At 42.4% G+C, this 23,344-nt stretch carries 18 protein-coding genes; 8 read left to right on the top strand and 10 right to left on the bottom strand.

Annotation, left to right across the window (positions count from 1 at the left end):
• The first annotated feature begins 89 nt into the window (after positions 1-89).
• From ACL6C3_RS14085 to ACL6C3_RS14110, 6 genes are all read left to right on the top strand, one after another.
• Complete coding sequence (locus tag ACL6C3_RS14085; RefSeq protein WP_413167822.1) at positions 90-3,266, top strand: CHAT domain-containing protein; 3,177 nt, start codon at positions 90-92, stop codon at positions 3,264-3,266.
• Between the two features lie 126 nt (positions 3,267-3,392).
• Entirely contained in the window at positions 3,393-4,034 is a 642-nt protein-coding gene (locus ACL6C3_RS14090; RefSeq protein ID WP_413167824.1) for a type I restriction endonuclease subunit R, read from the top strand.
• A 72-nt stretch (positions 4,035-4,106) separates the two neighbouring features.
• Positions 4,107-5,459: a hypothetical protein gene (locus ACL6C3_RS14095; protein ID WP_413167825.1), complete on the top strand. Its 1,353-nt coding sequence runs from the start codon at positions 4,107-4,109 to the stop codon at positions 5,457-5,459.
• A 24-nt stretch (positions 5,460-5,483) separates the two neighbouring features.
• Positions 5,484-6,614 carry a DUF1822 family protein gene (locus ACL6C3_RS14100; RefSeq protein ID WP_413167826.1) on the top strand — a complete coding sequence of 377 codons (1,131 nt, stop codon included), beginning with the start codon at positions 5,484-5,486 and terminating at the stop codon, positions 6,612-6,614.
• Between the two features lie 17 nt (positions 6,615-6,631).
• Positions 6,632-9,034, top strand: coding sequence for a CHASE2 domain-containing protein (locus tag ACL6C3_RS14105; RefSeq protein WP_413167827.1), 2,403 nt, complete (start codon positions 6,632-6,634; stop codon positions 9,032-9,034).
• Positions 9,034-9,801, top strand: a complete 768-nt coding sequence (locus ACL6C3_RS14110) for a hypothetical protein (RefSeq protein ID WP_413167828.1) — start codon at positions 9,034-9,036, stop codon at positions 9,799-9,801. The genes ACL6C3_RS14105 and ACL6C3_RS14110 overlap by 1 nt, the downstream gene beginning before the upstream one ends.
• Positions 9,802-10,013: 212 nt before the next feature.
• Here ACL6C3_RS14110 and ACL6C3_RS14115 read toward each other — a convergent pair whose 3' ends face one another.
• From ACL6C3_RS14115 to ACL6C3_RS14150, 8 genes are all read right to left on the bottom strand, one after another.
• Complete coding sequence (locus ACL6C3_RS14115) at positions 10,014-13,121, bottom strand: CHAT domain-containing protein (RefSeq protein WP_413167829.1); 3,108 nt, start codon at positions 13,119-13,121, stop codon at positions 10,014-10,016.
• A 416-nt stretch (positions 13,122-13,537) separates the two neighbouring features.
• Positions 13,538-13,873 carry a XisI protein gene (locus ACL6C3_RS14120; protein ID WP_046278325.1) on the bottom strand — a complete coding sequence of 112 codons (336 nt, stop codon included), beginning with the start codon at positions 13,871-13,873 and terminating at the stop codon, positions 13,538-13,540.
• On the bottom strand, positions 13,861-14,280 hold the full coding sequence (locus ACL6C3_RS14125; RefSeq protein WP_413167830.1) for a XisH family protein: 420 nt from the start codon (positions 14,278-14,280) through the stop codon (positions 13,861-13,863). The genes ACL6C3_RS14120 and ACL6C3_RS14125 overlap by 13 nt, the downstream gene beginning before the upstream one ends.
• Before the next feature lie 46 nt (positions 14,281-14,326).
• The gene (locus ACL6C3_RS14130; RefSeq protein ID WP_413168324.1) at positions 14,327-15,118 is read right to left on the bottom strand and encodes a Uma2 family endonuclease; all 792 of its coding nucleotides are present in this window, start codon (positions 15,116-15,118) and stop codon (positions 14,327-14,329) included.
• A 25-nt stretch (positions 15,119-15,143) separates the two neighbouring features.
• Positions 15,144-15,914, bottom strand: coding sequence for a Uma2 family endonuclease (locus tag ACL6C3_RS14135; protein WP_413168326.1), 771 nt, complete (start codon positions 15,912-15,914; stop codon positions 15,144-15,146).
• A gap of 42 nt (positions 15,915-15,956) precedes the next feature.
• Positions 15,957-18,224, bottom strand: a complete 2,268-nt coding sequence (locus tag ACL6C3_RS14140) for a caspase family protein (RefSeq protein WP_413167831.1) — start codon at positions 18,222-18,224, stop codon at positions 15,957-15,959.
• A 237-nt stretch (positions 18,225-18,461) separates the two neighbouring features.
• The gene (locus tag ACL6C3_RS14145) at positions 18,462-18,638 is read right to left on the bottom strand and encodes a hypothetical protein (RefSeq protein ID WP_413167833.1); all 177 of its coding nucleotides are present in this window, start codon (positions 18,636-18,638) and stop codon (positions 18,462-18,464) included.
• Complete coding sequence (locus ACL6C3_RS14150) at positions 18,635-18,790, bottom strand: hypothetical protein (protein WP_413167834.1); 156 nt, start codon at positions 18,788-18,790, stop codon at positions 18,635-18,637. The genes ACL6C3_RS14145 and ACL6C3_RS14150 overlap by 4 nt, the downstream gene beginning before the upstream one ends.
• Before the next feature lie 105 nt (positions 18,791-18,895).
• On the opposite strand from ACL6C3_RS14150, the gene ACL6C3_RS14155 reads away from it, so the two are divergent.
• On the top strand, positions 18,896-19,084 hold the full coding sequence (locus ACL6C3_RS14155; protein ID WP_413167835.1) for a hypothetical protein: 189 nt from the start codon (positions 18,896-18,898) through the stop codon (positions 19,082-19,084).
• A gap of 318 nt (positions 19,085-19,402) precedes the next feature.
• Here the strand turns inward: ACL6C3_RS14155 and ACL6C3_RS14160 are convergent, their stop codons facing one another.
• Together ACL6C3_RS14160 and ACL6C3_RS14165 are read right to left on the bottom strand one after the other, a co-directional pair.
• Positions 19,403-22,528 (bottom strand): tetratricopeptide repeat protein, encoded by a 3,126-nt coding sequence (locus ACL6C3_RS14160; RefSeq protein WP_413167836.1) that lies wholly within the window; start codon positions 22,526-22,528, stop codon positions 19,403-19,405.
• Positions 22,529-22,717: 189 nt separating this feature from the next.
• Positions 22,718-22,858 carry a CHAT domain-containing protein gene (locus ACL6C3_RS14165; RefSeq protein ID WP_413167837.1) on the bottom strand — a complete coding sequence of 47 codons (141 nt, stop codon included), beginning with the start codon at positions 22,856-22,858 and terminating at the stop codon, positions 22,718-22,720.
• A gap of 159 nt (positions 22,859-23,017) precedes the next feature.
• Here ACL6C3_RS14165 and ACL6C3_RS14170 point away from each other — a divergent pair, with 159 nt between their 5' ends.
• Positions 23,018-23,335, top strand: a complete 318-nt coding sequence (locus ACL6C3_RS14170) for an RNA-guided endonuclease InsQ/TnpB family protein (RefSeq protein WP_413168327.1) — start codon at positions 23,018-23,020, stop codon at positions 23,333-23,335.
• Positions 23,336-23,344 lie beyond the last annotated feature (9 nt).

The following is a 23,344-nucleotide window of genomic DNA, read 5'->3' on the forward strand; positions in this document are numbered from 1 at the left end:
GACCGTTGAACCCGACCCCAACGTGTTGCATATGCTCAATATCCCTCAAAATAGGTTATGGGTAGGAAACGGATTTGAGGAAACGGTCAATGTTCATCCCCTCTCAACTTTCGCTGAAACGGCTTGCGGCTTGCTGTGGAGTGGTGAGTTTGTTGGTTGCTGCGCCTGTAACGGTTATCGCTGAGGAGTCTTCAAATCATCAAGTTTTGTTAGCTCAACAGTCGGATGAGTTGGAAGAAGCAATGGGACTTTTTGACGAAGCAATTCAGCTTGCCAATGAAGGTAAATACAGTGATGCTATTCTTTTAGTCGAGCGTTCTATAGAGATTGTCAAGACCGCTCAGGGTTCGCAATATCATAAACCTCTAATACTTCATCCATTAATTGATTTTCTGGATGAGTTGCACTACTACCAAGCACGTGAGGATGGTGTTGAACCTCTTTTCAAATGTTCTCCATCTCTTTTAGAGCAAATGAGAGAAATACATATTAATCATATGTTTGCTATTCGCCTCAGCCACTTAGCAGAACAGCACAAAAATCAAGGAAGTTACGGCAAGGCTGAAATACTTCTCAAATGTTCTCTAGCTATACTAGATGAGGTACTGGTAGGAAAAAGGGATTTCATTTTTGCCGGGATTCTTGAAGACTTAGCAGCGCTCTACGGTGAGCAGGGACGTCTTGATGAAGCTGTAACTCTTGTACAGCTTGCATTAGCTATCTATGAAAAAAAAGACTATACCTTTATTGTTCCCAAGCTGATCCGCTTGGCAAAATTATACGAGTTTCAAGGACGCTATGAAGAGGCTGAATCCCTTTTGAAAAGAGCATTGACTATCGATGAAAAAGACTATGGAACAGAATCACCCCATATTGTTCCTAGTCTTAATAACTTAGTAGCACTTTACTATTCTCAAGGGCGTTTTGAGGAAGCCGAAGAGATTAAACAACGTTTGAGAGCGATTCAAGGAGAAGATTTTAAAGTAAGAAATCCCCATGAAGCGATTAGCCTTTTGTATTTAGCAGACAGTTATTCTGAGCAGGGACGCTACCAAGAAGCTGAGTTAATCTATCAACGTGTTCTAGCTTTTGCTGAAAAAGATTTGGGCGCAGACCATCCCACTGTTGCTGTTATCATAGAGAAATTAGCAACCCTTTACTATCAACAACTACGCTATCAGGAAGCCGAACCCCTCTACAAACAAGCGCTGGAGATGTATCAGAAACTGCTGGGTGATGAACATCCCAATGTAGCCCGAAGCCTCAACAATTTGGCATTTCTCTACCGTTCTCAAGGCGATATAACTCAGACAATTAACTTTCTGAGTCGAGGACTAGAAGTGGAAGAACAAAACCTGAATATTCTCTTAGAAACAGGTTCGGAACGTCAAAAACAAGACTCGATGAACACAGTTTTGGGTACAACTGATTTTGCAGTTTCTCTTCATCTTCAAGATGCACCGAATAACTCAGAAGCAGCTCGTTTAGCTTTAACAACTATATTACGTCGTAAAGCTAGAATTCTCGATACTGTCACCAATGAATTACAACTGATTCGAGCAAATATCACCCCAGAAAATCAACAACTCCTCGATAAATTAGACATAATTCAACAGCAACGGGCAAGTTTACTGTATAATCCCCCAGAAGATTTACCGCCAGAACAATATCGTCAGCTAACCGAAGATTTAAGAGCGGAAGCGGAACAGTTAGAAGCACAATTAGCTGAACGCAGTGCTGAATTCCGAGTGGAAACTGAACCAGTGACTATTGAAACATTACAACAATTAATTCCAGAAGATACTGCTTTAGTTGAGATTATTCAGTACGAACCTTTTGATGCAAAAGCTCAACAATGGGGTAAACCTCGTTATGCAGCCTACATTATTTCTAGCAACAGTATCAACTGGGTAGATTTAGGAGAAGCTGAACCCATAGACAAAAAAGTGAATGAATTTCGTCAAGATTTGGGCGAACAACAAGCGGGTATTGAACGTTCTGCCCGGGAATTAGATGAAATCATTATGCAACCGATTCGAGAAAAGTTGGGCGATAAAACTCATATTTTAATCTCTCCCGATGGTCAACTGAATCTAATTCCGTTTGCCGCGTTAATGGATGAAAATAACGAATATTTAGTTAAAAATTATCTGTTCACCTATCTGACCACCGGACGGGATTTATTGAGACTACAACTCGACGCCCCCAGTCGTCAAGACCCGGTTATGTTAGCTAACCCCAACTACGAGGAACCCGGTAATTCTACAGGCGTTCAACTGGCTTCAACTTCCCCTCGTCTCGAAGATTGTACGTTTAGCCCCCCTCGCCCCCTAGCCCCCGTGACCCCCAACATTGGGGGTAGTTTGGGGGGAACCGGAGTTCAAAGTCCCTCACAATTAGCGGGAAATACAGTTCAAAGTCCCTCATCTATCAAAGCCCCCAATGTTGGGGGTTTGGGGGCAGGGGATTTAGGGGGCAGAAAAGACGGGTGTACACAACCCAACACGACCAGAACAGCATCGAAAAGAGGCAGCAACCAACGTTCAAGCGACTTCAACAACCTCGCATTCGGCCCCCTCAAAGGCACCCAACTCGAAGCCGACGCCATTCAACCCATCGTCCCCAATTTACAAGTGTTCACAGGTTCAGAAGCAACAGAAAACCTCCTCGAACAGCTACAAGCCCCCAGTATTCTGCATATTGCGACTCACGGGTTCTTCCTCGAAGATATTGAATGTACTCCGATGACGGGAAGCCGAGGGACTCCAGATGGTGGCTTTAAGGTGATTCTCAACCCAGATTTTCAACTCGACTGCAAACCCACTCCCAGTAATTTAGAAAATCCTTTGTTGCGTTCGGGGTTGGCGTTGGCGGGGTTCAACCGTCGTGAAAGCGGCGATAAAGATGGGGTATTAACCGCTTCGGAAGTGACTCGACTAAAGCTTTATGGAACGGAATTAGTGGTGTTATCGGCTTGTGATACAGGTGTGGGTTCGGTAAGAACGGGTGAAGGTGTTTACGGGTTGCGTCGGGCGTTTGTGAAGTCGGGGGCGGAAAGTCAATTAATGAGTTTGTGGAAAGTCGATGACCACGGAACCAGCGAGTTAATGTCAATGTATTATCAACGCCTAAAAAATGGAGAAGCGCGATCGCAAGCCATGCGTCAGGTACAATTAGAGTTGTTACAAGCGCCTTTTTATGAACATCCCTATTATTGGGCTTCGTTTATTTTCTCTGGAGATTGGCGACCGATGAAGAGTTTTTAGTTAATTATTAGTTGTTGGGTTTCATTGTTTAACGGAGAGTTTTTAGTTAAAAGTTAATATATCAGTTGTTGGGTTTCATTCTTCAACCCAACCTACAAAATAATTCAATAATTCTACCTATTAATTATGACTCAAACCGTCGGTATTAACAAAGCGATTACCAATCTGTACGAAGCCCACGAAAAGTTCGGACTAACTCCCACAACTGATTCTCACTTTTTTACGGAATGGTTGGAAGAATTTCCCAAACTCTCCTCAACTGAAAAACAAGTATTAGACCGATTGAAAAATCGCTATCGTTATTATGAAGCAGACGGGGCGATAACCGAAGGTACTGTTAATTTTATCATGGTTTCTCCATTATTGGAATTGTTGGGATTGTGCGACCCCCCGTTTAAAATCCGTAGCGAGAAATTTGTACAGGTAGAAATAGAAAATGGTGACACAACATTGAGAGGATTAATTGATGTTTTGGTGGTTCAAAACAAATTGTGGTTGGTATTAATAGAAAGCAAACGGTATGGGTTTAGCGTCATGCAAGCTTTACCCCAAACTTTAGCTTATTTAATGGGGTCTAATTCTCAACAGCCTGTATTTGGCTTAATGACAACTGGGGAGGATTTTCTATTTGTGAAGTTGGATAGTCAACAAAAACAGTATGATTTATCCGATAAGTTCACCCTTTCCACCCGCAGAGACAACCAACTTTATACCGTCGTTCAGATTATTAAACGATTATTGGGCATCGGAACCCCTACAATTGCATAAGGTCAGTTCCCCCTAAATATGTAGAAGTGGCAGGGCAAAATAAGCGTCTATTTGGAGGTCATTCAAAATCTCATGGGTTCTGCATTGCGATATTGGTGTTGGGTGAGGTTGGACTCGGGAGGAAGGCGCCAGGTGGAAGAAATTCCCACAGCCAAAGCCTTCTTTCAACAGCAGTTTACCCAATTAATTAACCCGGAAGTTCCGGATGGTGTCATTCAGCGACAATTGGTTCATCTGATGCGTTCGGAAACAACGCCTGAAGATTCACAAACCCGACTCGGGGCTGAATTTTGTTTGCGATGTTTTATTTCTCAACAAATTGAACAAACCTGTTCGGAATTAGCGAGAAGATTTGGAGAAATGGGCGGTTTTAATCAAATAGATTTACTCCCTTTTGTTCTCGATGATTTTGAATTGCTTCCCCGTTCTACCTCGAAAACTGATACAAACTACGAATCTTTGGCGGATAAAATTCTCCGAACGTTCAACCCGGAACGGGGTCAACTCAGCACTTGGACGGCGCGACTGGTGAAGTCTCATCCTGAACTGAATCGCTTTCTTTGGGACTGTGGAGTACACTTACAAAGTGACTGGTCAATTCTCAATAATTATCACCCCAAACAGTTGGAACGGTTGCTTACAGAAGTCTACAACTATAGTTCGATTTTAGCACAAAAATCGGGGGAAATTTTAGACAGTTACCAAACGGTTTATTTAAGCGATCGCCTGCAAAAAAACCGTTCCCGTTCCCGTTCTCGCTGTCAGCCCCCCAACTCCGAGCAGTTAAATAGAATTATAGCAGATTTGGAGGAAAAAGGAATCAGAAATTATACTCCCGATGATCTGTTAGAAGAGTTGGAATCTTTGGCGGAGTTCATTCGGCGTTCGCGTCAACCCCAACGAGAACCTCTTGTCGATAATACCCCTCAAGAAACAATTGATGAAACTGAAGGGGAAATGGGGGAGTTTTTGCAGCGTTACCGTCAATTACTTCTCACCCAACTCGACCAAGCGATTTTACAAGTATTGAATGACCGTTTGAGTTATTTTAAAAAACGCAAACCCCCGAAAGATAAAATTTTTATTCAAGCCTTGCAACTCTATTGTCTGAGTCAACCGATGAGTGATATTGCCAAGAAAGTTGGGTTACAAAAACAATATCAAGTCACTCGTTTGTTACAGTTAATAACCCTGCGACAGGATATCCAGAAACGGTTACTTGTTATCTTGAAAGAACAAGTTATCCAACTCGCGGGTTATTATACGAACCCAACTCAATTGGAACATTTGGAACAGGCTGTAGCCGCAGAAATTGACCGAATAATTGCCGAAGCCGAGCGAGAAACGATGAGTTTTAATTGTTCCCGCGAGAGCTTATTTAATCGCCGTCTCTGTCGTCTTGTCGAATCACACTTTCAACTTTAAACACTAGAATTGGACGTTAAAACCATGAAAAACACAACTATGGAATATGACAGCATGAATCTCGGAAACTTCCTGACCGAAGACAGTATTTTTCTGACGTTAGAACAGGTTAATTTGGCGGCAGATATGAGTCAAACTCTAGCCACTCATACCAGAAAACAATGGCAAGCTTACCTAAATATTTTAGCACGATTGGGCATAATTGAATGGCTGCGTCAACGCGCTCCCGAATTATCGATAGAAAAGGATTCAACTCAGTTATCAAACTCGTCTATCCATCAGCTAAATGTAGGTAACTTCAGACTCAATTTAATTGTTACGGACAGTTCCCAGAATTCGGAAGTTTGTGTTCCCAGAGTGATTCTCGAAAATTCTCAACCACAGTCTAGTTTTTATGTTCTGATTGAAGTCATAGAAGATGTACCTGTTTTAGAAGACGCTGAAGAACAAGTGAATGTTTCCGTTTTGGGATATTTGACTCAAGCACAACTTAATCAACAGAATCCCATTATTCTCGATGACGAACTGGCGTTGTTTTCAACCGAGTGGTTTGAATTTAAACCGGATAACTTGTTGTTATATTTGCGGTGTTTTGAACCCGAAGCGGTTAGCAGTCAACAAAGATTATCTCAAGCCATTAAACCCGCTTTAAATGTGGGTCACTGGTTAAAAAATCAGTTGGGTCAAATCGCCGAAGAATTATCTTGGACGCTACTCCCACCCCTAAGTTATAGTTCCGCTTTTCGAGACTTAAGAAGTCCAATGGAACTGTTTACAGATGCGGTAACTGAGTTAAGAAATCAAGCTCAATTGGTGATTCCTCTCGAAGCTAGAACCGCTTATAGAGATTTAGTTTGGGGTGAGATTGCCATGCGGTTGTATGTGACAACTTGGCAAATTAATACTAATATAAATTCTCCCGAATGGACGCTATTACTTTTGCTTACTTCTCAACCCAGTTCAAGTTTACCTGTGGGAACTCAACTAACCGTTCGAGATGAGTTGCAGGTCTTAGAAGAACCTGTACTAACTAATCCCACACAAGACTACATTTATGCTCAAGTGATTGGGGCTTATAATGAACAGTTTTTCGTGACGATTCACTTTCCGAACGGAACGGCTATCACTTTACCGCCATTCACTTTTATTGGTTAGTTTATAGGTAAACTATCATGCTGCAATTGTATATTCAACAGGTCGAACAATCTTGTCTATTTGAGTTAACAACGCAATCCGGACAACGACTTTCTACTCAGGTTCCATTTCCGCAAACGTTAATGGTTCTCTATGAAGATTGGCGGAGAGCTTACATCAATTTCTATCAAGCTCAACCCTCATTTAATCGAGATGACACAGACGATAACTTGCGGGGGAAATCGGGCGGAAGTGGAACAATTTCACCCTCTGTAACCGATTGGAAAGGTCGTTTGGTGGAAGCAGAAACTCGTTTACTCTATGATTTTAATCAATGGTTACGCAGCCATCAACTGTTTGAGATTCGAGCAAAAATTGCTGAAATTTGTCGTCAAGACTCTCCTCATCAAACTGTTAATCTGTTTCTAATTTGCGGTTCTCCTGAATTAGAAAAACTCCCTTGGGAGTCTTGGGAAATTGGCGTTGAGTTTGCAACTTCTGACTTGCTCTACATTTCTCGAATTCCTAACAATATTACCGCCCCTCCTTCTCCTCCAGTTAAACGTTCTCGTCCGCGAATTTTGGCGATTATTGGTGGGGATGGTCATCTTAATTTTCAGCAAGATTTACTCGCTCTACAAAACCAACTGAAACCCCTAGCAACGGTTGAAACGGTAGGTTGGAAACCGGGAAAATCTATCCCGAAGTTGGAAACAGACATCAAGCAAGCCATTACCGATGAAAAGGGTTGGGATGTGTTGTTTTTCGCCGGACATAGCAACGAAACTCAGATGACGGGGGGAGAATTAGGAATTGCACCGGGAGAGTTTCTGCAAATTAAAGATATTATCCATCAGCTAGAAATTGCCAAGAATAACGGATTGCAATTTGCACTATTTAATTCTTGCAACGGCTTGAAAATTGCCGAGAGTTTGATTAACTTGGGATTGAGTCAAGTTGCGGTGATGCGGGAACCCATTCACAATCAAGTTGCACAGGAGTTTCTGTTACAATTCTTGCAAAATTTAGCTAGATACAAAGACGTTCAGGAATCCTTAACTGCGGCTTGTAAGTTTCTCAAAGTCGAGAAATCTTTCACCTATCCTTCGGCTTATTTAATTCCGTCTCTATTTTGCTATCCTAATACTCAATGGTTTCGGCTTCAACCTTCGGGTTGGCGAGAACTTTTGAAGCAGTTTTTTCGTCCAAAATGGTATGAACTTGTTGCTTTGGCGGGTTTGTCTATTTTAAGTTGGCAACTTCCAGTTCAGTATCAATTACTCGAACACCGGGTAGGAGTTCAAGCCGTTTATCGGGATATAACCGGACAGATTCCTCAAACAAAACCGTCTATTTTATTAGTTGAAATTGATGAACCTTCTTTGGTTGCTGCTGGATTTTCTGACCCTATTTTAATCAGTCGTAAATATTTGGCTCAATTGGTTAATCAGGCGACTCAAATCAATCGGAAAATAATCGGAATTGATTATATTTTAAATACCCCGCTGCCGGAAGAAGACCAGGTATTAGAAACGGCGTTAAATCGTGCAAAGTCTTTGGATACTCTGTTCATATTTGCAACAAGTCGAGGTACAAAACCCGGATATCGACTCTGGACATTAAACCAATTTACAACTCATCAAACTTGGCAAGGAGATACTCGTCTTTGGCGAAACGGTCGTTTTATGACACTTTTACCGCTCTCAACAGAGGAACGCCCTTTTCCCCTTAGTTATTTGTTAGCTTTGGCAAAGGTTTATAGTGAATCCGAAAATGATTTATTTTGGCAAAAAAAACCTATAGAATTAACCGATAAATTATTAAAAAATTGGATGCAGCCTTTGGGTATAACCCAGATAGGTTATGGTTTTAGGCAATATTGGCTTCATCCAATTACCGATTTTTCGATTCCAGCCCAATCTGTTTATGAAACTATATCCGCCCAAGATTTTTTATCAAGTGAACCCGATGAACTGCAACAAAAATATCAACAATCTGTCATTTTAATCATACCGGGAGGATATCGAACGGCGGGAATTAATAGTTTTGGAGAAGATAATTTACCTCCACCTCCAGCGTTCTGCTATTGGCAAAAAATATCTCAATCTCAAGAGTCCTGTCCTTTATTTGTTGGGGGTAAAGTTCATGCCTATTTATTTAACCATTTCCTTCAACAACGTTCCGTGATTTCTGTGCCAGACTTATGGCTTCTTTGGTTGTTTATTCCGATTGGTAAAGGTCTGAATATTCTTCTAAAAAAAGCCGAGTTTTCTCGGAGAAAGCTGATACTATTGGTAACGGGTGGAACACTAATTTATGGATGGATTAGTCTACAACTTTATGTTTCGGTTTCTATTCTATTGCCAATCTTGATTCCCGTAACAATGATTTTGGTTTATGCTGTACCTAACTTACTTAATCGAAAAAGGGGTAAACTCTGATGAATTTATATCAACTTATTCTTGCTAAAGTTATTGCTTTCTCTCTAATCTCTGTAAGTTTTTCAACGATTTTTCAAGCCGAAGTTTTATCCGAAACTTCCTGGATGTTTTTAAGTGGTAGTCAACCCAAGGATGAAGAAGGTTTTGAAAGAGAAAGTCTTTGGCGTCGATTTTTTCCTCGGAGTGAACCCCCGCCAGAAGAAGGGAGTGAAGGAGGGAGTAAAGGGGATGATTTCTGTCCCATTGCACCCAATCAATTTTCTGAGGTTGAACGGGTTTGGAATGAACGTCCGACTTTCACCTGGACGGGAGTTTTAACTAAAGTTGAAATTCGAGAACAAGGTAATGAAAAGGTCGTTTGGAGTCAAGAGATTTCGGCGGAAAATCAGATAGAATTAAATACTGAAACTGAATCTTCTACTCCGTTGAAACTTTATCAAGTTACGCTTGGAACTGTACTCAAACCCGGTCAAGTTTATGAACTTCAGGTTTCAACCAGCCCTCCGATTGATTATCGTCCGATTTCGTTGAGGATAATGACTCCCGAAGAACGGAATTCTATTACTCAAGATTTACAAAAGTTAGAGGAAGAATTGGAGGATAAAAATATTACAGGTGATGGGGCAATCTTACAACGGGCCGATTATTTTGCGAGTCAGAAACTTTGGTCTGAGTTTTGGCAGGAAGTGTTATCTGTTGAGTCTCCTTCTGAGGATTTGAAAGGGTTAATAAACGAAACGGTTAAAGAACTTTGTTTACCTTCTTAAGAACCTTTCCCCCAACCCCTCTCCTACGAGGCGAGGGGAGTAGAAGAAGGCGAGGGGAGAATCAAGAACCTCTCCCCCAACCCCTCTTGACCTCTCCCCCAACCCCTCTCCTACGAGGAGAGGGGAGTAGAAGAAGGCGAGGGGAGAAGAAATTGGCCTCCTCCTTTTAGGGGGAGGTTGGTGGGGGTCAAGGGTTAGGGAGAGGTTAATCTTTATTGTGCTTCTCCAACGAGGGTAAACGCAGCCCAATTAATGGGTTCGGGATACTTTTCTTTTGTTTCTAATATCGCCCGACGTAACGCAACAATTTTATCGGTATCTCCCGTCCAATATTCATAAAATTTAGTCATTAAAAACTGGGTTGAATCATCGGGAACTTTCCACAACGAAACGATTAAACTGGGAACACCCGCCTGCAAAAATGCCCGAGATAAACCAATCACTCCATCCCCCGAAATTTTACCCCGTCCGGTATCGCAAGCGCTCAATACCACCAACTCGGCGTTGAGTTTCATGTTATAAATTTCGAGAGAAGTTAACAGTCCGTCCGCATCTGCTGAAGGCGCCAAAGCAATCGCTCCCGGCGCATCCAATACCCCAGATTCTTCGGGAATACCATATTCTAACAGTCCGTGAGTTGCCAGGTGAATTAATCGCGCATTCCGCATTTTTTGTGTTACAATAGATTCGGTAGCCTCGCCCCAAACTAACGGTTTAACTTGGAACTTCTCGGCGATCGCAAAGGCTTCATCTTCCGCCCCTTGTAAAGCTGAAAGTTGTTCCATTTGATCACTATTCGGGTTCCAGACTTCGGGCATGGTTGGATTGCCGACAATTAACACTTCAGAAGCGGGATTGTTCTGTTTTTCGGTGTGGGATTGACGGGCAACATCCAGCAATTGAATTGAGGGAGAAGTGAGAATAGTGTGTTTTTCAATTAAGTATTGGTTCTGCTCATCCATCAACGCCGGAAACGGAACTAAATATAATTCGCCCTGCGGCATAAATACCACTTTTTCTGAAGGATCTGTAGGCAATAAATCGGCAATCGGTTGAATTAAAAGGTCGTGGAGTTGGCGGAGATTGGCGGTTTGTTTGGCGAGTCGTTCTTGTTGAGTCTGTGGAGAGAGTCTAACAGCAAAATCACCATCTCCGTTGCGACCCCTCGCACCAATATCAATCCGACTATTATCAACAATTTCACGGAGGGGAGTATTGAGAGACAATAAATTAACTTCTTTAAAAGTAACTTCACCTGTTGTTGGTTGAACTACCCAAATATAGAGTAGTGACGAAATATCATCATCTTGAGAGCGAATAATAGAATACTGAACAAATGTAGAATTTTTATTTTTAGCAATCTGCTGAATTTGCTCAATGTTGAGAGGTTCAGCTGTGGGAACTAAACCCGGCTGACCATCATTCAATCGTTCGGACATCAGTTCAATCAAACTTCGGGCGCGACCTTTTTCGGAAATCTCTAAAGCCGCATCAGTTTTATTTTGAGCGATTAATGCCATTTGAAGGGAGCGAAAGCTATCAAGATAGGTATCAAAAATCGAAACTTTATCTGAGTCCTGTTCTAAGTCGATTCGGAGAGATTCATAAACATCAATTGCTTTCCTCAACTCAACTTCTGCTTCTGCTGGTTTGTCAAGGTTGAGTAAAGCTGCACCCAAATTGTTCAGAGAAAGTGCTTCCCCATTGCGATCGCCGATTTCTCGTGCAATGGTTAACTGCTGCTGAAGGTATTCTATGGCTTTTTGATACTGCCCCAGACTAAAGTAAACATTGCCCAAACCGCCCAGAGAACGGCTTTCCCCTAAGCGATCGCCGATTTCCCGTGCAATGGTTAAGTGCTGCTGATGGAATTCTATCGCCTTTTGGTACTGCCCCAAATTACGGTAAGCACCGCCCAAACCGCCCAGAGAACGGCTTTCCCCTAAGCGATCGCCAATTTCTCGAAAAATGACTAAAGACTGCTGATGGAATTCTATCGCTTTTTGATACTGCCCCAAAATCTCGTAAGCACCGCCCAAATTGCCCAGAGATCTAGCTTCGCCATTGCGATCGCCTATTTCTCGGGCAATGGCTAAAGACTGCTGATGGTATTCTATCGCTTTTTGATACTGCCCCAAACTAAAGTAAGCACTGCCCAAATTGCCCAGAGAAGTCCCTTCCCCATTGCGATCGCCTATTTCTCGTGCAATCGTTAACCACTGCTGAAGGAATTCTATCGCCTGATGGTACTGCCCCAAAAATAAGTAAGCATTGCCCAAACTGCCCAGAGAATTGGCTTCCCCTCTGCGATCGCCTATTTCTCGTGAAATTGCTAAAGACTGCTCGATAAATTCTATGGCTTGCTGGTACTGCCCCAAACTATTGTAAGTATTGCCCAAATTGCCCAGAGAACCAGCTTCCCCATTGCGATCGCCTATTTCTCGTTTAATGGCTAAAGACTGCTGATGGAATTCTATGGCTTGCTGGTACTGCCCCAAACTATTGTAAGTATTGCCCAAATTGCCCAGAGAACCAGCTTCCCCATTGCGATCGCCGATTTCTCGGTTAATTGTTAACGACTGCTGATCGAATTTGATCGCCTGATGGTACTGCCCCAAACTGTAGTAAGCATTGCCCAAATTGCCCAGAGAAGCCGCTTCCCCATCGCGATCGCCTATTTCTCGGGCAATGGTTAACGACTGCTGATGGAAATCTATCGCCTGATGATACTGCCCCAAACTATGGTAAGCATTGCCCAAATTGTTCAGAGAACTCCCTTCCCCAAAGCGATCGCCTATTTCCTGATATATTTTTAATGCTTGTTGAAAAGACTGCAACGCTTCTCGAAATTGGCTTGTTTTATGTTGTTGAAGACCTTGTTGAAATAATCGATCTGCTTCGACCTTTTTCGGATTGCGTAGATTTTCTAATAACTGCAAATTATGTCGAGCTAATTTTTCCAACTCAGAATTATTGGTTTCTTGTGCAACTTTCAAAAATAATTCAAAAAGTTCACTTGCTTTTTCAGTCTCTCCGAGATAAGCATAGGCATTTGCTATTTGAACAGTTGCTGCTATAATTCCTTCAGTGTAAGAGATTTCACGAGAAAGCAGGAATGCTTGTTGAAAAGATTGTAAAGCGGCTTGATATTGACCCGATGCTAACTGTTGATCTCCTTGCTGCAATAATCGATCTGCTTCTGCTTTTCGTTCATCGGGGGTTTGTGCGAGAACTTGAGGTACATTCAGAACGTTCATCGATAGAACTGGACTCAACACACCCACAACAACCGCCAGGGTTAACGCTTTGAGGTTCAACATGGGAATTCCGACCGGGGTAGATATCACTTCACTTCTAACCTATTTTTGGGGTTGAGTCAGATATGCAGTTTTGATTCTTCTCAGCTAGAGGAGGTTTGAAAAGTATAAAATGTTTTGTGTTTGCCCCCTAAATCCCCGCCCCCTAAATCCCCGCCCCCTAAATCCCCCAATTCTGGGGGACTTTTAAAAATGGGGGACTTTGAAATTTCCCCCCAAAGTTGGGGGGACAAAGGGGGGCTATCCCAAAGTTGGGGGGACAAAGGGGGGCAACCCCAAAGTTGGGGGGACAAAGGGGGGCTATTTGAGATTACATATAACACTTTTAAAATAACCTCTTGAGTAATCTTTTTTAGGGTAGTATTTGGTAATGCCATATTTTTAAAACTCCATTTTCATTCCGATTGTAAATTAACAGCTTAGTGAGTTGCAAATTCTGTATATTTTCGTTCGGAAGGCGGCTTAAAACCCAAGACAATTTTTTCTTTCGGAATTCCGGCGGCGACTAACTCCAAAGCCACCCCGTCTTCAGTCCCATCATGCTGAATCCAAAGTTGATCGTCAATCACATCAATATGTAATACTGTTCCGTAAATGCGATAATCATTTTGCCAGCCTGTTTCGACCAACAAATAGCGATCGCGTTCTCGATCAAAAACCAGTTCAAGTTCTATTTCATCGCCGGCCAAAAACTCGGCATAATTTTTCAACAGGTTTTCAATTACATCACGATAGGAAGATTTTAGCGAATCCATTGAATAATCACCTCTAAAGTTGGATCGAAACTGAATAAGCGGATAATACCATCCTCAATTAATGTTTGACCTGCTTCTTCTTCAAAGACTGTTTTTCGGATGTTATCACTCACGGCTAAATAAAGAGTATAGTCGGGATAATAGCGCTTTAATAAGCGAGAATACAGAACAAATTGACCCACAGCTTCTTCAAGGTCTTTCATTTCGGAAGGACGGGTAAAACTCTTGACTTCAACGGCTATTTTTTCAGTATTGCGTTCAGCAGCCAGCAACCGTTCAGCACCCAGGTCAACAAACAGGTTTCTACCTCTTGCCAATCGAATTCGTAAAGGATCATGAGTGATAGTCCAGCCATCTTTTATCAGTGCTTTTTTGACCGTTTGATGATAAATATCCCTAGCAGGCATAGTATTTTGATCGGAGGATGAAATCACTATCAGAGGAACATAAAAATTACAGGGTGTCCGGATCAATATTCAATTCTCGCAACTTTGCAGCTAACCGTTCATTGCGATCGCGTTCGGCTTGTCTTTGTTGGCGTTCGGCTTCCAGTTCTTCCTGAGTTGTTCGGGTTGTTTCCTCCGCTTCTGACGCTCGTTGTTCGGCGATTTCTCGTTGCTGTTTCTCCATTTTAGCTGCTTCTTCGGGAGTCGGAACCAACTCACCTTCCGGTGTAAAAAACCTCAATTTTCCTTCATAAACTCCCAGAAATAAGTTTAATTGTTTGCTCCAAAGTCTGCCCTGTTCATTGGGTTGGAGTTCTTCATAAGTTCCCTGTAACAAACCAAAACCCTTAAACTCTAACGTCTCTGGAGAAAACCAAAAATATTCGGGAGTTCGGAAGATATCTTGATAAATTTCTTTTTTGTCGGTGCGGTCTACATTTGCCGTCGAATTTGATAATAATTCGATAATTAAATTGGGATATTTTCCCCCTTCTTCCCACACCACCCAACTTTTGCGGGGTTTGCGTTCGGTATTGAAAACTACAAAGAAATCAGGCCCTCTAAAATTCTCCGTTTTCTTTTGTTCGGGACTATAATAAATCGTTAGATTTCCCGCCGCAAAATAATCAGTTCGTTCTTGCCATAACCAGTCCAAACACTTCATTAACAGCAATAGCTGTTGTAGATGCAAATAACTTTCCAATGGTGGCTCCTTACTATCTAAATCTCCGGGTGGATATTCGATTTCCTCTAGTTGATTTTCCGGTTGGAGTGTTTCTAAATCTTTAGCAACAGTCATCATTTCCTCCAGTTCAATATTACTATTATAAAGTATCTGGATCAATATTTAACTCTCGCAACTTAGCCGCTAACCGTTCATTGCGATCGCGTTCGGCTTGTTTTTGTTGACGTTCGGTTTCAGCTATTTCCTCCGCTTCTATTGCCCGTTGTTCGGCGATTTCTCGTTGCTGTTTTTCGGTTTTCGCGGATTCTTCGGGAGTCGGAACTAATACCCCTTCGGGTGTGAAAAATCTCAACTGTTGTTGATGTATTCCCAAAAATAGTTGTAACTGTTGACTCCACAATTGTCCTTGTTCATTAGGATAAATTTCTTGATATTCTCCTTGAATAATCTCAAACCCTTGAAATTCTAAGCTATCCGGTGAAAACCAGAAATATTCCGGCGTTCGGAAAGTATCTTGGTAAATCTTTTTCTTCGTTGTTCTATCTACATTTGCGGTTGAATTTGATAACAGTTCGATAATAACGTTGGGATATTTTCCCCCTTCTTCCCACACCGTCCAACTTTTGCGGGGTTTGCGTTCGGTATTGAGAACCACAAAGAAATCCGGCCCTCTAAAATCATTGGTTTTGACCTGTTCTGTACTGTAGTAAATCGTCAGATTTCCCGCCGCAAAATAATCGTTTCTGTCTTGCCACAACCAGTCCAAACACTTCATTAACAGCAACAACTGTTGTAGATGCAAATAACTTTCCAATGGCGGCTCCTTACTTTCTAAATCTGTGGGAGGACATTCAATTTCCTCTAATTGGTTTTCCGGTTGGAGTGTTTCTAAATCTTTGGCAACAGTCATCATTTCCTCCAGTTGAATACTTTATAGTATAATTCATCCAAATCAAGCCGTGACTTCCAGCACAGCCGAAAGCACCGCCATTGTTGAGGTTTGATAGGGGATTGAACCTTGGCTACCCTCATCGCTTCCTTGTCGAAATCCACCATCTCCACTGCGTTTTAGTTCTGTTAAATCTCCCAGTAAACTATCAATTACCCCCAAAGATTCATCTCCTCGAAGACCTCCCAACCGACCCCGAGATTGTCCGCGACTGGCTGCAATTTGTTGTAAGGCTTTGAGGGTTTTTCGCAGGGGTTCTTGACTCGCCAAAATTAGAATTTCTGGAAAACCTGATGTTCCTGTTAGTTCCAGAGATTCTCCAGGAGGAGGTAGTTCTTTTACCTCTCCCGCACTGAATAACGATTCTTCTTCAGGCGCATCCCAGTTTGTTGGATGGAACGTGTTCATATCTCCTTGTGCGCTAATGAGTAAAATTGCTAGATAAAGATCCTGATTACTTTCATTACTGACTTGAACTTGTAACCGAGTTCCCGAACGAAATTGAACCGGAATATTTGCATTTTTAACCTCATCAATTCCTCGACTCGCTACTTCTAAGACTTGCCCACCTCCAGACACTTTTGCTTTAACTTTCAGCGTTGAACCTTGACCCGCATTCAACAATTGTCCTAAAATTTGATTGACTAATAACCGTTGAAATCTCGGCTGCAATCGATTAATAGCAACCACAATCGGTTCATCCAAACGACCAAAAGATTGACTCTCCGGAGTTAAGTCAGCTTGAAACAGTCCCACACTACTTACTGCTGGAAGTTCAAAGTCGGGATTAATTTCGCTTTGTTGCTGTTGATGTTCTTCGGTAAATCGTCCTAAGAAATATCCGCTCTCTGTGAGTTGATTTTGAGGAACTAATTCAATTCTTCGATTGGATTGCAATTCGGCCTGTGCCGTTGCTAAATCGGCTCTCAAAGATTCATCTAAAGCCAGTTCAAGCTTAGGATTTGCTGGAATTCCAACAATTTTTTCTCGTAATAGCCGACCCACTTTAATCGCTGATGAGTCTCCGGAAGTTTGTTTTCCGATTCCAAATAACCCTTCAACCCGAGAGTTTTGTTGAATTTCTGCTACTATCTGTCCCGACTCATCTAACACTGAATAAACTGCGCCTTCTCCTGAAGTTTTTAGGTTTTGCGATGCCACACCGCCCAACCAAAACTCTATTGTTTCTCCCTTTATGTTTGTAATTACGGCTTCAGCAGCGGGTGTTTTTAAGTCTAGAAAAAATAACGGCTCTTGCTTAAAACTACTTCCTGCTTGATATTCAAATGTTGGGAGTTGCTGTCTGATTGTGGATTCTTTTGCAGTCGCTAAACTGTTTGTACTCCGCTTCAGATTGACGTAAATTGCTTCTACGGGTTGCTCGGAGGTCAATTGCCAGAGATAACGGGTTAATAAATAAGTAAAGACTCCGGCATGAAACCCCTCAAATAGAGCATCAATTGCCAGTTGATTTCGTTGAGCAGAACCCAAAGCAATCCCTTTAGCAATTCCCGTTTGTCGCCGTTTGAGAAATTCATCTTCAGACCAATTCAACTCGGCGATAAGTTCTTTTTGTAGTTCTAATTCACTCGAACTCGGTACTAAGATTTGTTCGCTCCCAACCTGCCGACGTGCAGCCCGAACCACAACGTTTCCTCGTGTTCCTGCACCCGAATGACAGCTATCTAATATCATTGTAAATTTTTCGGTCTGAAGCAAGCTTGTCAACAAAAATAAGGTTTGTCCCATAATGTGGGAGACTTCTACTTCTGATGCTTCTATGTTTACAGGCTTGGCGTTTTGAGGTACGATTGTGCCATTGAAGCTACAGTCTCCGGCTAGACGACAAGCTTCAAAATCTAATGGAGATGGGTCTTTTATGCGATCGCCATGACCGGAATAATGAAACACCACAACATCATTAGGTTTGGCTTGTTTGATTAAATGTTCTCGAAAGGCTTGAATAATATTCTCACGGGTGGGTTTCATGTCAGAGTTATCCGACACAATTTTAATATCGTCCGATTTAAACCCGAAGCGATGAATAAGTAAATTTTTCTGTAACTCTACATCAGTAAGACAACCATTTAATTGATTGGCTCCTTGATATTCATTAATTCCTACTAACAATGCTAATTTACGGGGTGTACTTTGAGCAAGAACTCGACCATAACCTTCTGCATCTCGAAAAAAATCCAGTTGACTTAGACCTAGTGTCGCCAGCGTCGATCCGGCGAGTTGCAGGAAATGACGGCGTTTGAGTTGAGACATGGTTCCTCCGATACAACCACAACTTTTAAACCACAAAACTTTAACTGTATTATCACCTATAATCTATTTTTGAGGGTTTTCGGCTTATGCAATCGTTTTCTTGAAATTTTGTCAAATTAGAATACTAAAAATGAAGTTGGGCGCTGTTTCCACTCAACCCAACTTCTATGGATATTAACCCTGCCATTTTTCAAATATTTCAACAGTTTACGGTCGATTTCTCAACTCCCGAACAATTTATTCAGCCAAATTTTTTGACCACAACGAATCAAAAGGACAAAGAATTTGTCGGTTTTCCGGTGATATCCAAACTAACGCATCTTCTACGTCTGAGATTTGATAGGGTTCATTCAACAGAACACAAGTTAACAAGCGATGAACTGCATTAGCCTGTTCGTCTGTCAATACAATCATTTTTCTACCCTCCGTTTGAGAATTTTGGTTTTAGCCGTTTCCCCTTTCGACAACATGACCAACGCTTGATCGATATCGCGAACCTTGATCTGTCTGAGTGCGATTAGGATGGATTTGATCAACGCTGCTTCATCATCAGTGAGTGTAACCATCGGTTTAGCCTTGATAAGATTTTACTGATTATACACTTATAGTCACATAAGCACAAGTGACTAAGCTAATGTGAGATTATAGGTCAGTGTGTCTTTATACTTTTTATGTCTGCTGGTAAGAAAAGCCTGAGAATCTATCTCACCTCTGATATCGAGAGAATTCTGAGGGTTCTGAGTGCTATCAAAAATCAGAGCATTAGCGAGACGGTGCAGATTGCTCTAGAAGAACATTTCAGTAAACCGGATAATCAAGATTTAATTGAGCGTCATCGAATTGACGAAATTGAAGAGTAGATCAACTTATGCCGAGGAAAGCGGATCACAAGGAACTGAGGCTAACCGTGTCTCAGGAGGTTTACAGCCTGTTAAAGCGACTTGCTGGAGTTAAGGAAACTTCGATGAACAAGCTCCTGAATTTAGCAGTTGATCGCTTTTTGGAAGATGATGACATTCAAGAATTGATAGAGCGATACAATTTGGAAGAATAGCAATGCGATCGCCTGTTCGTTCGTCAATATAATTATCAATTTGTAGGGTGCATCAGACCGTTGATTAAATGTTAATATCATTAACCTCAAAATCTGATGCACCCTACGGTACTTTTATCAAAATTTATAAACCATTTCCAATTAATATAAACGCCGCCCAATAATAAGGATGACTGAAACTATTGCTCGCATTATTAATCGGCAATCGGGTTCTAGTATCGAGTTGAATAAATCCACCATCTCCCGTTCGTTCATTATTTTCTGTTGCGGTTTGACTCTCATTGATCAAACTTAATTGGGCAAATTGTAACGCTTCGGCTTTTGTTTTTCCATCGGATAAATAGCGGTAAAATTGTTGCATTAAACGGCTCGTCGCCGGGTCGTTAACCAGCCACAAAGAAGCCATTACCGCACTCGCACGTCCGGCTTGGAGGAAATAAGAACTAATTCCGGCAATTTCAATCCCCTCCGCATCCGGCCCGCCCAACGCCGTTTCACAGGCCGATAACACCACTAAATGAACCTCTTTTAACTCCGAACCGATACTATTAATTTCGGGAATAGTCAGACGTTCTCCGGTTCCTAAAACGATGAAAGAATTCTCGGGAACTCCGGGTTCAAATTTGCCGTGAGTCGCAATATGTAAAATTCGATGGTCGGCAACATTTTGAGCGAGACTATCGAAAGTAAAAGCTTGATTGAGATATTTTTGACCCCGATAAATTCCCTCCGGGTCCCTTTCATCGCTGCGAACAATTTTATTCAATTCGGTTTCAACATTCGGTAACGGGTCAAACTCAGCAACCGCATCAGACAGTCCCAACCCCAACACCGAGTTTTCTTCAATACCGGGAGAAAGTTTATCGTTCATATCGGTTAATTGGGCAGACAAAATCGAATGAATGGTGTAACGTTGAATCAGATATTGTTCGCCATCGTGCAATGCCGCCATCGGAATATAACGAGTCACCCGATCTTGAGCAAAAACTAACCGTTGAATCTGATTTTCTCTCAGTTCGGACTCTATCGGTTGAATTAACCATTGATAAAGTTGTTGGGCGGTGGCCTGTAATTCCTGTAGATTTGAATTGGGATTATCTAACAGCGCTCGAAATTTGACCACCATGTTTCCTAACTGTTGCTGACTGACGGGAATCTCTTTGCTTCCCGCCACATTTCCGGCAGTTGTCCACAGAATCCAGAGTTTATCTTCTAACACCAAAGGATAGATTAACACCGTTCCCGGTTGGGCTTCGACAATATCCCGGGCGGTTTCATTGAGATAACGCGGATCGTAGAAACTATCATCAGTTTGGCGATTTTCTCGAATAACGGCGATCGCATCCTCTATTTTTTGATTAAATTGTTCTGAAAGGAGGCGTCGCTGTTCTTTGAGTTGTGGCAATTGCTCACACCGGTTTCGTTCGCAGTCATAAACTTTGGCTCCAAACGCAATTAATGTACCGTATTCATCAATAATTTTCTGTTCAAAATCGTTGAGGGAAATACTCTCGGTAGACTCTCGAATATTGGTATTGCGGGTAAACTCTCGCAGTTCTTCAACTTTCAATAATTCTAAAACCTGTTGGGCTTCGGCAATGCGTCCTTGAGAGAGTAATAAATCGGCAAGACGACGATATCGACCCGCAACAGTATCAATATAGGATTGCTGCAACTCACGGGATAAACTTTGAAGATCTTCACGAATGGTTTCTGTGACGTTGACAGATTGCTTTAGGAATGTAATCGCTAACTCAGGCTGATTTTGTTGTTCTAGTAAACTACCAATATTGCTCAGAGACTTGGCAACCCCATTGCGATCACCTATTTCTCGTGCAATTGATAAAGCCTGCTGATAGAATTCTATCGCCTGATGGTACTGCCCCAAACGACCGTAAGCAATGCCCAAATTGTTCAGAGAAGCCGCTTCCCCCTTGTGATCGCCAATTTCCCGTGCAATGGCTAACTGCTGCTGAAGGAATTCTATCGCCTGATGGTACTGCCCCAAAAATAAGTAATCACTGCCCAAATTGCCCAGAGAAGCCGCTTCCCCTTGGCGATCGCCGATTTCTCGTGCAATCGTTAAAGACTGCTGATGGAATTCTATCGCCTGATGGTACTGCCCCAAATTACCGTAAGCAATGCCCAAACCGCCCAGAGATTTCCCTTCCCCTGAGCGATGACTGATTTCTCGTGCAATCGTTAAAGACTGCTGATAGAATTCTATCGCCTGATGGTACTGCCCCAAATTAAGGTAAGTACCGCCCAAATTGTTCAGAGAACTCGCTTCTCCTTCGCGATCGCCGATTTGCCGTGCAATGGCTAAAGACTGCTGATGGAACTCTATCGCCTGCTGGTACTGCCCCAAACTATGGTAAGCATTGCCCAAATTGTTCAGAGAAGACCCAACCCCTGAGCGATCGCCTATTTCCCGTCTGATGGCTAAAGACTGCTGATGGTATTCTATAGCCTGATGGTACTGCCCCAAATTAAGGTAAGTACCGCCCAAATTGTTCAGAGAAGCCGCTTCCCCCTTGCGATCGCCGATTTCCCGTGCAATTGTTAACTGCTGCTGAAGGAATTCTATTGCCTTCTGATACTGCCCCAAACTATGGTAAGCAATGCCCAAACTGCCCAGAGAAGCCCCTTCCCCTGAGCGATCGCCGATTTCTCGTGCAATCGTTAACGACTGTTGATGGAATTCTATCGCCTGATGGTACTGCCCCAAACTATTGTAAGCATTGCCCAAATTGCCCAGAGAACTCCCTTCTGCGTTGCGATCGCCTATTTTTCGTGCAATCGTTAACGACTGTTGATGGAATTCTATCGCCTGATGGTACTGCCCCAAACTATTGTAAGCATTGCCCAAATTGCCCAGAGAATTGGCTTCCCCCCTGCGATCGCCTATTTTTCGTGCAATCGTTAACGACTGTTGATAGAATTCTATCGCCTGATGGTACTGCCCCAAACCATAGTAAGCAATGCCCAAATTGTTCAGAGAAGCCGCTTCCCCTTGTCTATTACCGATTTCCCCATAAATTTCTAAAGCTTGTTGAAAAGACTGCAACGCTTCTCGAAATTGGCTAGTTTTGCCTTGTTGAATACCTTGATTCAATAATCGATCAGCTTCTATTTTGCGTTGCTGTTGAGTTTGGGCGAGAACAGGCGACTCAGAGAGAACGTTTGGGGGTAGAATCGGACTCAACACACCCATTACCACCGCCAGGGTGAGGGCTTTCGGGTTCAGCATGGGAGTTTGGCTTGGGGTAGATGTTACTTCACTTCTAACCTATTTTTCGGGGTGTTGCAGATATGCAGTTGGGGGGTGTCTGATGGACGAATGGGGGTCAAAACTGCGATCGCAGACCCATTTGAGTTTGACCTGTTCATCATCACCCAACCTGAACTCCCAACCTGACCACTGACGTTCCCTTACCAATTACTCAGCTTCACCGATTAAAGTGAAAGCTGCCCACTTCTTAGGGGTATCGGGGTATTGATTCTTCATTTTAAGCATAGCTTGTCGTAGAGATTGGGCTTTGTTGCCTGTTTGCTGGAACTGGCTATAAAACTCACTCATCAACTACTGTTGAGGGACTCGATGTCCCGAAAACAGTTGATAATCTCTGTGTGAATCAACAGTTATCATTCGGTCTGGTTGTGCTAAACTAGATTTGATGACACTAACCATATCGATCTAGGCTTAATAGATCTAATTGCAACATCAGATGGATTAACCATTCCTAGACCCAAGTTTTTTGTGGAATTACAAAGCCAGCTTAAATTGCTGCAACGTAGAGCCTCCCGCAAACAAAAAAGGTCTAAGAACTGGGAAAAAGCACAAATCAAAGTTTCACGATTACATCACAAAATCGCTAATATCCGCAAAGATTTTCATCTAAAAATAGCTCATCAACTCTGCGACCAAGCTGATTCAATATTTGTTGAAGATATTGACTTCAGAGTCATGGCGAAAGGGTTTCTGGGTAAGCATTCTCTAGATGCAGGTTTCGGTCAGTTCCGAGACTTATTGAAATGGGTATGTGGTCACTATTAAACAAAGGTG

The organism is Capilliphycus salinus ALCB114379 (assembly GCF_047276495.1).
In the GTDB taxonomy this organism is placed as follows: domain Bacteria; phylum Cyanobacteriota; class Cyanobacteriia; order Cyanobacteriales; family Microcoleaceae; genus Capilliphycus; species Capilliphycus salinus.